The 12,432-nt window shown below is 62.0% G+C and carries 8 protein-coding genes; 7 read left to right on the top strand and 1 reads right to left on the bottom strand.

What is annotated here, in order from left to right:
- Positions 1 to 58 precede the first annotated feature (58 nt).
- From HPY65_11000 to HPY65_10990, 3 genes are all read left to right on the top strand, one after another.
- Complete coding sequence (locus tag HPY65_11000; GenBank protein NPU85004.1) at positions 59 to 991, top strand: glycosyltransferase; 933 nt, start codon at positions 59 to 61, stop codon at positions 989 to 991.
- Positions 988 to 1,980: a formyltransferase gene (locus HPY65_10995; GenBank protein ID NPU85003.1), complete on the top strand. Its 993-nt coding sequence runs from the start codon at positions 988 to 990 to the stop codon at positions 1,978 to 1,980. The genes HPY65_11000 and HPY65_10995 overlap by 4 nt, the downstream gene beginning before the upstream one ends.
- A 78-nt stretch (positions 1,981 to 2,058) precedes the next feature.
- Positions 2,059 to 4,275: a diguanylate cyclase gene (locus HPY65_10990; GenBank protein NPU85002.1), complete on the top strand. Its 2,217-nt coding sequence runs from the start codon at positions 2,059 to 2,061 to the stop codon at positions 4,273 to 4,275.
- On the opposite strand, the gene nhaA is transcribed toward HPY65_10990, so the two are convergent.
- Complete coding sequence (gene nhaA, locus HPY65_10985; protein NPU85001.1) at positions 4,272 to 5,699, bottom strand: Na+/H+ antiporter NhaA; 1,428 nt, start codon at positions 5,697 to 5,699, stop codon at positions 4,272 to 4,274. The genes HPY65_10990 and nhaA overlap by 4 nt on opposite strands.
- Positions 5,700 to 6,146: 447 nt before the next feature.
- Here nhaA and HPY65_10980 point away from each other — a divergent pair, with 447 nt between their 5' ends.
- The 4 genes from HPY65_10980 to HPY65_10965 all read left to right on the top strand — a co-directional run bounded on the left by HPY65_10980 (position 6,147) and on the right by HPY65_10965 (position 12,146).
- Positions 6,147 to 7,178, top strand: a complete 1,032-nt coding sequence (locus tag HPY65_10980) for a bifunctional UDP-4-keto-pentose/UDP-xylose synthase (protein NPU85000.1) — start codon at positions 6,147 to 6,149, stop codon at positions 7,176 to 7,178.
- Between the two features lie 629 nt (positions 7,179 to 7,807).
- On the top strand, positions 7,808 to 8,668 hold the full coding sequence (locus HPY65_10975) for a polysaccharide deacetylase family protein (protein ID NPU84999.1): 861 nt from the start codon (positions 7,808 to 7,810) through the stop codon (positions 8,666 to 8,668).
- A 63-nt stretch (positions 8,669 to 8,731) separates the two neighbouring features.
- Complete coding sequence (locus HPY65_10970; GenBank protein NPU84998.1) at positions 8,732 to 11,443, top strand: UPF0182 family protein; 2,712 nt, start codon at positions 8,732 to 8,734, stop codon at positions 11,441 to 11,443.
- An 88-nt stretch (positions 11,444 to 11,531) separates the two neighbouring features.
- On the top strand, positions 11,532 to 12,146 hold the full coding sequence (locus HPY65_10965; protein NPU84997.1) for a DedA family protein: 615 nt from the start codon (positions 11,532 to 11,534) through the stop codon (positions 12,144 to 12,146).
- Positions 12,147 to 12,432 lie beyond the last annotated feature (286 nt).

The raw sequence follows: 12,432 nt of genomic DNA, 5'->3' as shown, positions 1-12,432 counted from the left end.
AACCCGCGGGAAGGCGCGCGCCGGCGCGAAGGGAGAGAGGACTGTGAATCCGAAACCGATGTTGTCCGTCGTCGTCCCCGTCTACAACGAGGAAAAGAACCTGGAGGCCCTCCTCGGAAGGCTCCGGCCCGTCCTGGAAGGCCTGGACGGGCCTTACGAGATCGTCCTGATCGACGACGGCAGCCGGGACCGCTCCCTCACGATTCTGAAAGGGTTCGCGAAGGAACCGGGCATCCGGGTGGTGGAGCTGACCCGCAACTACGGCCAGCACGCGGCGATCATGGCCGGCTTTTCCATCCTCCGGGGCGAGATCGTCGTAACCATGGATGCGGACCTTCAGAACCCACCCGAAGAGATCCCCCACCTCCTGAGTGCGATGGAAGAGGGAAACTACGACGTCGTGGGGACCATCCGCAAAGCCCGGAAGGACTCGATCTTCCGGAAGATTCCCTCGCGGATCGTCAACATGATGGCCCGCCGGATCACCGGAGTCCACATGACAGACTGGGGATGCATGCTCCGGGCCTACCGCCGCCCCGTGGTGGAGCGCATGAGCGCCTGCCACGAACACGCGACCTTCATCCCGGCCCTGGCGACGGTCTTCGCCAAGCGGGTGACGGAGATCGAGGTGGCCCACGAGGAGCGCCACGGCGGCGCATCCAACTATCCCCTCAGGAAACTGATCAACCTCCAGTTTGACCTGGTGGCGTCCTTTTCCGACTTTCCCATGAAGATGCTCATGTACGGCGGCATCGCCATGTCCGTCCTGGGGGTGCTCTTCGGCGTCTTCCTCGCCGTGGCCCGGCTTGTCTACGGGGCCCTCTGGGCGGCCCAGGGCGTCTTCACCCTGTTCGCCATCCTCTTCGTCTTCGTGGGGATGCAGTTTTTCGCCCTCGGCGTCATCGGCGAGTACATCGGCCGGATCTACCGGGAGGTGCGGAAGCGCCCCGAATACGTCATCGAGCGGGTTCACGAGGCGGAGGCACCATGAACGCCGTCGTCTTCGCCTACTCCGACATGGGGATCACGGGGCTGAACGCCTTGGAGGCGGCGGGTTTCGGAATCCGGGCCATTTTCTCCCATGGCGACGACCCGGGGGAGAACATCTGGTTCGGCTCCGTCCGGGCCTGGGGAGAGGCGCGGGGCATTCCCGTCCTGTGCCCGGAAAGTCTGAGCACGCCGGAGTGGCGGGAACGGATCGCCGCCCTGGAGCCGGCGGTGATCTTCTCCTTTTACTACCGCCATATGATCCGTCCGGAGATTCTGGACCTCGCAAGCGCGGGGGCCTACAACCTCCACGGCTCGCTCCTTCCGGCCTACCGGGGGCGGGCGCCGGTGAACTGGGTCCTGGTCAACGGCGAGACCCGGACGGGGGTTACGCTCCATCACATGGTGGCGAAGCCAGACGCGGGAGACATCGTCGGGCAGCGGGCCGTGGACATCGCTTTTGAAGACACGGCGCTTACCCTTTACCGCAAGCTCTGCCGGGCAGCGACGGACCTCCTGGCGGAAGTCCTCCCGCTGATCGCGACGGGCACCGCACACCGGATCCCGATGGACCTGTCCAGGGGGAGCTACTTCGGAGGGCGGAGGCCCGCCGATGGCCTCATCGACTGGCACCGGCCGGCGCTCTGCATCTACAACCTCATCCGGGCCGTGACGGACCCCTGGCCGGGGGCCTTCACGTTTCTTCCCGCCGGGGAAAAGCTGATCGTCTGGTGGGGCCTGCCGGTGGATTCCGGGATCGGCCGTTCGTCTTCGCCGATCTTTACACCGACCTACGCGGCGGCGACAACGGCTGGACCGGGAAGCATCCGCCTCGATGGAAACCGGGTGTTCGTGACGACCGGGGACGGCCTGCTGGAGCTCCTGGAGGTCGAGACGGGCGGCGGGAGAATGAAAGGGGCCTCCCTGCGGGATCGCTTCCGGCCCCTGGAAGGGCTCCGTTTTGCCCGTGATCCTGCCGGTTCTCCTGAATGAGCCGGTCCGATCGGCGGGGAGCTGCGTGGAAAACCGCTGTGCAATCGACGTCGACGGCAGGATGTAAAAGGATTCGGCATGGAAAAACGACAGCTCGAGACCCCGTTCCGCCTGACGGTCCTGTCGGCGCTCCTCGTGGCCGCCGTTGTCCTGGCCGGCTGGATGGCCACGGATACCCTGTGCAGCCGGGCACAGCAGGAAATCATCCGCGAGGGAGAGGCCGCAGCCCTGACCATCTCGGTTCTCCTGGACTCCGAGTGCGAGAGGATAGAGGGCGCCGTCCGGGCCCTGTCCGGTTCCCCACTGGTCGTTCCAGCCCTGACCGGGGGGAAGGATGCCGACATCGAACAGGCGAATGCCGCCCTGGACCGGTACAATACCAGTCTGAATGCCTCCGTCTCCTACCTGATGGATAGAGAGGGACGGACGGTCGCTTCATCCAACCGTCCGGACCCGGACAGTTTCGTCGGCGTGTCTTTCCAGTCGCGGCCCTATTTCCAGGATGCGATGCGAGGCCTCGGGGGCCGGTATTTCGGGGTTGGCATCACCTCCGGGAAACGCGGCTTTTTTGCCAGCCAGGCGGTGAGGGACCGGGAAGGCGCGATTGTCGGCGTCGCCGCCATGCAAAAAATCCTCGACACGACGGAATCTTTCTTCAGCAAGTACCCCCACTGCTACCTGGTCGATCCCAACGGGATCGTTTTCCTGTCGAGCAGCCCCGGCCGGATTCTGAAGAGCCTGTGGCCGGTCCGGGCGGAATCGGCGGCTGCGCTGGGCCTGTCCCGGCAGTTCGGGAAGAGGGGCTTTGATGCCGTCCTGGACGATGAACTCACCGACGGGACGGAGGCCGTTCTGGACGGGGAAACGTTCATCGTCTCCCGGAGGCTGTTCAACAAAGAGGGCTGGTCCGTCGTTCTTCTGAATTCGACAAAGCGGATCCAGGTCTACCGGATGGCGGGCATCCTGCTGACGGTTGCCGTTCTCCTGCTTTTCACGGTTGTCCTGTCGATGGTCCATGTGGTCAGCCGGTCCCGGCAGGCCATCGCGTTCAAGGAGGAGCGGTTCCGGGAGCTGTTCGGCAGCATGAGCAGCGGCGTGGTCGTATACGAGGCCCTGGCCGACGGCATGGATTTTGTCATCCGGGACCTCAACCGGTCCATGGAGAGGATCGGCAAGGTCAGGAAAATAGAGGTCGTCGGCCTGAGCGTTCGGGACGTGTTTCCCGGAATGCGGGCAATGGGCCTTCTGGACGTCTTCATCCAGGTCTGGAGAACAGGGAAGCCGAAACGGATGGGCGCGTTGCCGTACCGGGATGACCGCGTTTCCCAGTGGCTTGAAAATTACGTCTACAAGCTTCCCTCCGGTGAGATCGTGGCCGTCTGCGACGATGTGAGCGAGCGCAAGGCGGCGGAGGAGGCCCTCCAGCGGAGCGAAGAAAAGTACCGGGAAATCCTTGAAAACATGTGGGAGAGCTACGTGGAGACGGACCTCCGGGGAAACCTGACCTTCTTCAATCCGGCGGCCTGCGCGATGCTGAAATATTCCCCGGAGGAATTGCGGGGGTTGAATTATCAGCGGATCATGGACATGGAAACAGTTCCGGAGGTCGCGGAGACGTTCGGGAAAGTCTTCCGGACCGGCGTCGGCCTCAGTCTCTTCGAATGCCGACTGGTCCGGAAGGACGGCGTAGCGGTTCATGTGGAGACCTCTGTGAACCTGCGGAAGGATCCGACTGGGAAGCCTGTCGGATTCAGCGGGATCCTCCGCGACATCTCGGAGCGGAAGCGATTCGAGGAGGAACTGCAACGGCAATCCGTTTCGGATGCGATGACAGGCCTCTTCAACCGCCGGGGCTTCGTGGCCCTTGCCGAAAAACAGATGAAGATCGCGCAAAGGAATCGCATGGACATCGTGCTTCTCTTCGCCGACATGGACGGCCTGAAGTGGATCAACGACAACCTGGGCCACAGGATGGGGGACGAAGCAATTGTCGAGGCAGCCTCGATTTTGAAGGAGGCCTTCCGCGAATCCGACATCATCGCTCGGGTGGGCGGCGATGAGTTCGTGGTCCTGGCGCTGGGGGCGTCTCTGCACCATGCCGACGCCATCACCGGGCGCTTCGAGGAGTGCCTCCGTGTGCACAACGCCCGCGAAGGCAGGGATTACAAGATATCCATCAGCATCGGCACGGTGCGGTGCGACCCGCAGGAATCCTCCAGTCTCGACGACCTGATGACCCGGGCGGACACGCTGATGTACGAGCAGAAGAAACAGAGGAAGGCCCAGCGGGTTTAAGATGTCCCGTTGGTTCCTCCGCAGGCTGCGCTGCCGGTGTCCGGAGCGGTGGAGCCTGGATGCCGGCTCCCTTTCCCTTTGGTTCCCCCGGCGAGGTACATCCATGCAGATCCGATAACGGCGGCCACGAGCGACGCCGAAAGGATTCCCAGCTTCGCCTTTTCGGCGAGGGATGGATCCGCGGGAAAGGCCAGCTGGCTGATGAAGAGCGACATGGTAAAGCCGATACCGGCCAGCCAGGAGACCCCGCACAGGTGAATCCAGCCGACACCCCGGGGAAGGACCGCCAGTCCGGCCCGGACGGCCAGCCAGCTTGCCCCGCTGATTCCGGAGAACTTGCCCAGGACAAGACCGAGAACCACGCCGAGGGTGACCGGGTCCGCCAGGGCCTCCCAACCCTCGATGGCGGAAAAGTCCACCCCCGCGTTGGCGAAGGCGAAGAGAGGGATCACGCCGAAGGTGACCCAGGGGGCGAGGGTGTGTTCGATCCGTTGCTGGGGAGATTGAACCGCAATGGCCTCCTTCTCCAGAGCCTCCGCGAGGGTGGCCATGCGAAGGCTGCTCAGGGGATTTCCCGAGGATTCGGGGTCGCAGGTCTCCGCATGGAAGGCATCCTTCAGTTCCTCCAGTGAGCGATCAAACTGTTCCGGTGTGTGGGCGGGCTTCGCGGGGATCGTGAATGCCAGCAGGACGCCGCCAATGGTGGCGTGGACGCCCGACTTCAGCAGGAAGACCCAGAGCAGAATCCCGGCCAGGACATAGGGGAGCGGATGCCGGATGCCTCCCCGGTTGAGCATCGTCAGGAACAGCAGCATGACGACCGCCGAGCCCAGGCTCACCCAGTCGATGGCCTGGGTGTAGAAGAGGGCGATGACCAGGACCGCTCCCAGGTCGTCGACAATGGCGAGGGCCGTCAGAAAAATGATCACGTTCCGGGGAACCCGCCAGGCGAGCAAGACAAGGATTCCCACGGCGAAGGCAATGTCCGTGGCCATGGGAATACCCCAGCCCGCCGCCGCCGGTCCCGCCGGATTCAGCATGAAGTAGATCAGCGCGGGAACGGCCATCCCGCCGGCAGCCGCCACTATCGGCAGGGCGGCGTCCTTCGGGCTTGAAAGCTCTCCCACCAGGAATTCCCGCTTCAGTTCCAGTCCCACCAGCAGGAAGAACAGGGCCATGAGCCCTTCGTTGACCCATTGGTGGAGAGTGAGGCTGAGGAAAACCTCTCCTCCCGCCGTAATCCCGGCGGTCTGCTCGAAAAGATGGTGGATCCATCCGCCCCAGGGTGTGTTGGCAAAGAGGATGGTGAATACGGTCGTCCCGATGAGAACGATTCCGCCCGCCGTGGTCTGCTTGAGAAAGCGCTCGAAGGGGCTCATGATGCGGCCGAAGAGTGTTTCCAGGGGATAGGGTTTCAAATCCATGCAAAGATCTCCGGAAAGGTTCGGGACAGGCTCGATCTCCGGGCCGCCGGATCGGAAAGGGAAAAAGCAGACGCCCCTTTCCGAATGGCGGGCCGACCACGCAGGGATCCTCCAGGGACGAATATATCCATGGACCCTGAAATGAATCGGGTCGTTCCGGACCGGGACGACCATTGGGTGCCCACTTACCACAGGAAAAAGAAATACTCAATGAATATGAAGGGTTTCAGTCATTAGCCGGGCGAAGGGAGGCGTCTGCAGACCCGCCCGGGCAGATGCCGGTGACGGGTGGCGAAGGGGTCGGGCGACGTGTACCGTAGCGGATGTCCCCGGATTGCGAGGTGATTCCCGATTGGGGTTGCGCAAAGCATCAAAACATCGTAAAGAGCGATTTCCCAGAATTCACGGGACATTGGAAAGACGATTCTTCTCGAAAAGGACAAGCGAATGGCGACGAAAAAGATTCTCATCCTGGGCGTCAACGGTTTCATCGGCCACCACCTCACCAACAAGATCCTGGACGAGACGGACTGGCTGGTTTACGGTATGGACCTGGCGGAGGACCGCCTCGGCCGCGCTATGCACAACCCCCGGTTCCAGTTCCTCGAGGGCGACATCGCCATCAACCGGGAGTGGATCGAATACCACGTCAAGAAGTGCGACGTCATCATGCCGCTGGTAGCCATCGCCACGCCGAAGCTCTACGTGGAGGACCCCATCGGCGTCTACCATCTCGACTTTGAGATGAACCTCAATGTTGTCAAGCAGTGCGTCAAATACCACAAGCGGATCGTCTTTCCCTCCACGTCGGAGGTTTACGGCGCCTGCGCGGACCCGGAGTTCAGCGAGGACGAAAGCTTTCTCACGGTGGGACCCATCCAGAAGGAGCGCTGGATCTACTCGTGCTGCAAACAGCTCCTGGACCGGGTCATCTACGCCTACGGTACCCGGGGACACCTGGAGTTCACCCTGTTCCGCCCCTTCAACTGGGTCGGACCGCGGCTGGACTCCCTCGACACCGCCAAGGAGGGCAGCTCCCGGGTGGTGACCCAGTTCATCGCCGAGTTGCTCATGCAGCGTCCCATCACCCTTGTTGACGGGGGGCACCAGAAGCGCTGCTTCACGTACGTGGACGACGGCATCGACGCACTGATCCGGATCCTGGATAACAAGGACGGAGCCTGCAAGAACGAGATCATCAACATCGGCAACCCCTCCAACGAATGCTCCGTCCGGGAGCTGGCCCACCTCCTGAAGGGCATCTTCACGGAGCACCCGGACCATCGCGCCGACAAGGCCTACTCGGAGATCATCGAGAAGCCCGCGGAGGACTTCTACGGGAAGGGCTACCAGGACATCTATACCCGCAAGCCCAGTATCGAGAAGGCCCGGCGGCTGCTGGGCTGGGAGCCGAATGTGAACCTTGAGGAATCGATGCGGCGGACGCTGTACTCGTTCCTGGAAGAAAACAAAATCTGACAATCAACAGGCTGTTGAAAAAGGGCGTCTGCTGTGTTGCCCTCATCCCGCTCCGCTCGACCTACGAAACAGTAAGACTCGCGGCGCGGGATTTCGGGCGCCTCGCATTCCACCCTTTTTGAACAGCCTTCTGAAGGTGGTCTCAACAGACTGCTCCTGCTCCCCTGGAACCCCCGGTCGCGCCCCCACGGTTGGCCGGTTCGGTCGGGGCGCGGGGGACTGCCACGGGGGCTTCCGCCGTCGCGGACGTTTTTTCCCGCGATCCGGTGGCGAAGGTCCGTCAGGCTGGAGGGATGGGAAAAAAGTCCTAATCGCTCCTCTGGAAACCCCCGGTCGCGCCCCCGCGAACATTGGTTGGGGAGGGGGGCTTCCCGGAGCGCGAATAGCGGCTTTTTCGGGGTACCCTGCCGTCGCAGCGCAGCGCCCGCAAAGTCATCAGTCTCTGCACCGTCCGGTGCGAGTTATGACTTTGCAGCGGAGCGAGACGATGCAGGGTCGAAAAAACGCTTCTGAGCGCGAAGGGAGTCCCTCTCCCTGAATGCTCGAACGTCGTGCGACCCCTCGCCAGTCGATTCCTTGTGAAGTGGAAGGGCGGAAAGATAAAAGGGCGGAAGGGTAAGGGGAGGTTGATGGATCCCGTTCTGGGCCTGAAGATCGACGTGGACACGTACCAGGGGATGAAGAACGGGGTTCCCCGTCTCCTGGACATCCTCGGGGACTTCGGCCTGAAGGGGACCTTCTTTCTCAGCATCGGGCCCGACGCCTCGGGCCGGGCGCTCCTCCAGCTCCTGAAAAATCCGCGGTTCCTGAAGAAAATGCTCCGGACGAACGCCCCGGGGCTCTATGGCTTCCGGACGGCCCTCTACGGCACCCTCCTGCCGTCGCCCATGATCGCCCTGTCCTTTCCCGGGCTGGTCCGGCGTATTCTGGATGAAGGTCATGAGGTCCAGTTCCACGCCTGGGACCACCGGCGCTGGCAGGACGACCTCGCGGAGAGATCCCGGGAGTGGATCGAAGACTGGTTCGAGAAGGGAACCGAGGAATTTCGTTCCCTCACGGGCCGGCGGCCCACAGCTTTCGGCGCCCCTTCCTGGAGGGTCGATGACCGGGTCCTGGAAATCCTGGGGCGATACCGGTTCGAGTATCTGAGCTGCACCCGGGCGGCGGAGCCCTTCCTTTACGAGGGACTGGGGATTCCGGAGATTCCCTCGGACCTGCCATGCTTCGAGGAGGCCGGCGTCGAAGGAGGAACGGAGGCGGTCCTGTCGGCCCTCCGTGGGGGCGGGCTCCATGTACTTCCCGTTCATGCCGAAGCGGAGGGCGGCATCTGGGATCAACCGTTTATCTTTCTCCTTGAACAGTTCCGGGCCAAAGGTTGCCGTGTCGCCACCCTCGATGAAATCCGCCGTGATCTGGACACCGGGGCACTCCCGCGGCGAAATCCCCGACTGGAGCTTCTTCCGGGCCGGGCATTCCCGTGCGCGGTCTGAAAGAGCGGAATATCCGACAAAACCGGCCGGGTTTCGGACAGCAAAAGACAATCAGGAGAGGTTATGAGAAAAAACAGATGGATTTTCATCGGGATACTCATCGTATTCCTGGTCGTGCTGCCGTTGCTATCGTCTCTCGTCGACCTGTACATCGACTGGCTGTTTTTCGTCGAGACTGGTTACACGAGTGTCTTCATGAAAACCCTGACGACACAGATCGCCTCCGGGGCCGTTTTAGCCCTGCTGTTCCTTGGTGTTGCCCTGGCGAACCTGTTCATCGCCGGCCGGGTCGAGTTCCCCCAGCCGAGTTCGTACCAGATCGGCGGCACCCCCCTTCCGATCCCTCCCGGCGCCGTAAAAAAGGTGCGGCTGATTGTTACGGGCCTGATCCTGTTTTTTGCGACGATCATGATGGGCAAATGGGGAGCCTCCCTGTGGGACGACATCCTGCTGTTCCAGAACGCCCTGAACGTCGGCGTCAACGACCCGGTCTTCGGGAAGGACATCGGTTTTTATCTCTTTCAATATTCCCTTTTCGACTCCCTCAAGCAGGTCGTTGATTTCTGCCTGATCCTGGCCGTCCTTGTGACGGGGATTTTCTACTTCCTGAGCGGCGGTGTCCTGCTGACCCAGCGTCAGATCCGGATCGATCCCCGGGTAACCCGCCACCTCGGGTTTCTCCTCGGCCTCCTGGTCGTGAACATGGGTTTCGGATTTTACCTGGACTCGCTGCGCATGCTCTATTCCGATCACGGAGTCGTCTTCGGCGCGAGTTACACCGACGTCCACGCCAGGCTCCTGGGTTACCGGATCCTGACGGTGCTTGCCCCTCTCGCCGGTATCGGCGTGATCCTGGGAATCCACAAGAAATCCATGAAATGGGCGACGATTCCCCTGGGGCTGGCGTTCGTCGTTTATTTCCTGGGCGTTGCGATCTACCCGGCGGTCCTGCAGAAATTCAAGGTGGCGCCCAACGAGCTGCTCCTGGAGGCACCCTATATCGAAAACAACATCCGCCTCACCCGTCTCGGCTACGACCTGGACCGCATCCAGGAAATCCCCTTCGACGTCGCTTACAACCTCACGGGCCGGGACATCGACCGGAACGATGCAACCATCCGGAACATCCGCCTCTGGGACCATGCCCCGCTGCTCCGCACCTACAGCCAGCTGCAGCAGATCCGGACGTACTACCGGTTCATGGACGTCGACAACGACCGCTATACCGTCGACGGGAAGTATCTCCAGGTCATGCTGTCGCCCCGGGAGTTGTCGTACGCCGACTTGCCGAGCAAAACCTGGATCAACGAGCGCCTGATCTTCACCCACGGCAACGGCCTGACCCTGGGACCGGTGAGCCGGATCAGCAAGGAAGGGTTGCCGGAGTTCTTCATCAAGGATATTCCGCCGGCGAGCGAAACGGATCTGAAGGTGAAGCGGCCGGAGATCTATTACGGGGAGATGTCAAACGATTATGTCATCGTGAAGACAAAGATCCCCGAGTTCAGCTATCCGACTCCCGAAGGCAATATCTACACGTCCTATGCGGGAACCGGGGGAGTGGCGACAGGCTCCCCGGCCCGACGGCTGCTTTTCTCCATGAAGTTCCAGACGGAAAAGATCTTTTTTTCCTCCGACATCACCGCCGAGAGCAAAATCCTGATCTACCGGAACGTCCGGGAGCGGATCCGGAAAATCGCCCCGTTTCTCATCTTCGATGCGGACCCGTACCTGGTGATCAACGAAGAGGGAAAACTGGTGTGGATGGTCGACGCCTACACGGCATCGTCCCGGATGCCTTACTCGAAGCCGGCGCCCCGCACCAACCCGCTGGTCCGGAACGCCAACTACATCCGGAACGCCGTCAAGGTCACCGTGGACGCCTATGACGGCAACGTCCTTTTTTACATCAGCGATCCCGGCGACAGCATCATCCAGGTCTACATGCGCATCTTCCCGAAACTGTTCCGGAGCCTGGACGAGATGCCGGCCGACCTGAAGCGACACATCCGCTATCCCCAGTCGCTTCTGCAGCTTCAGGCCTCCATGTTCTCCGCCTACCACATGACGGATCCGAAGGTTTTCTACAACAAGGAGGACCTCTGGGAAGTGCCGGTCTTCAACGAAAAGTACATGCAGCCTTACTATACGATCATGAAGCTGCCCGATGCGAAGAAGGAGGAGTACATCCTGCTCCTGCCCTACACGCCGGCCAAAAGAGACAACCTGGCCGCCTGGCTGGCTGCGCGGTGCGACGCCCCCGGGTACGGAAAACTCCTGGTCTACACGTTCCCCCGTGACCGGCTCATCTTCGGGCCCAAGCAGGTGGACGCGCGGATCAACCAGGATTCCTACATCTCCCAGCAGTTGACCCTCTGGAGCCAGCACGGTTCGAGGGTGATCCGGGGAAGCCTCCTGGTCATCCCCATCGAGCGGTCCCTCCTGTACGTGCAGCCGCTGTACCTTGCCGCCTCGGACGCCGTCGGGCTCCCTGAGCTGCGGCGGGTCATTGTCGCCTACGAGAACGAGGTGGTGATGGAGGAGAACCTCGACCTGGCCCTCCAGCGCCTGTTCGGAGCCCGGAAAGCGGCCGTCGCCTCCGCGGCGGCGGGAGCGGCCCCGGTGGCGGAGAAGCAGGCATCGATCCGCGATCTCGCGGCGGAGGCCATGAAGTCCTATCAGCGAGCCCTGGAGATGCAGCGGCAGGGCAACTGGGCGGGCTACGGGGAGGAGATCCGCAAACTGGAGCAGATCCTGAAAAAAATGACCAATTGACTTGTCCGGGCCGGGGAAATGAGATAGGGAACACTGCCGGTCCGGCCGACGCCGGGCCGCCCATATTCACTCACGGACATGCCTGCGGATGAAGCTCCTGCGACGCCTCTACGACTGGGTCCTCCACTGGGCCGACACCCCCTACGGGGCGCCGGCCCTGTTCGTTCTTTCCTTTGCGGAGGCCTCGTTCTTCCCCATTCCGCCGGACCCGCTCCTCATCGCCTTGGTGCTGGGAGCCCAGTCAAAAGCCTTCCGTTTCGCCGCCATCTGCACGATGGCCTCCGTTCTGGGTGCTCTTCTGGGCTACGGGATCGGGTACTTCGTCTGGTGGGACGGGCCGGGCGTGTTCTCGCCGGTGGCCCTGTTTTTCTTCGATAACGTTCCCGGCTTCACCGTGAACCTGTTCCGTTACATCCAGGGACTCTTCGAGACCTGGAACTTCTGGATCATTTTCACAGCCGGCTTCACCCCCATTCCCTACAAGGTCTTCACCGTCTCCGGCGGGGCCTTCGACGTGAACCTGCCCATGTTCCTGGTCGCGTCGGTCGTCTCCCGGGGCGCCCGGTTCTTCCTGGTGGCGCTCCTGATCTGGAGGTTCGGGGTGCCGATCAAGGGCTTCATCGACCGGCATTTCAACTGGCTGGCCATTCTTTTTACCGTGCTTCTCATCGGCGGATTCGCCGTGATCAAGTATTTCCTGTAGCACCGCCCGGATTACCCCGCCGAGACCCGGAAATGCCCCATTTCGTTGACGCGACGGAGTGTTGCCGGTAAACTGTATTCCGGAGTCCTGTCCGGAAGCGGCAAGGCGGGCTGCGCAAGGAAAAGCGTCCCGCGGTATTCACAAAAGGAGGAAGCCTGGCAATGGAAACCCTGCTCTGCAAACACTGGCACCATTGCCGGTCCGGGGACGTGGCCGATTTCCTGGACACCGACCCCGAACGCGGGCTCTCGGTGTTCGAGGTCCGGCACCGCCAGGAGAAGTTCGG

This window comes from Syntrophaceae bacterium (assembly GCA_013177825.1).
GTDB lineage: Bacteria > Desulfobacterota > Syntrophia > Syntrophales > PHBD01 > PHBD01.
The sequence above is the reverse complement of the archived record's forward strand: the minus strand, read 5'-3'. Positions and strand labels throughout refer to the sequence as shown.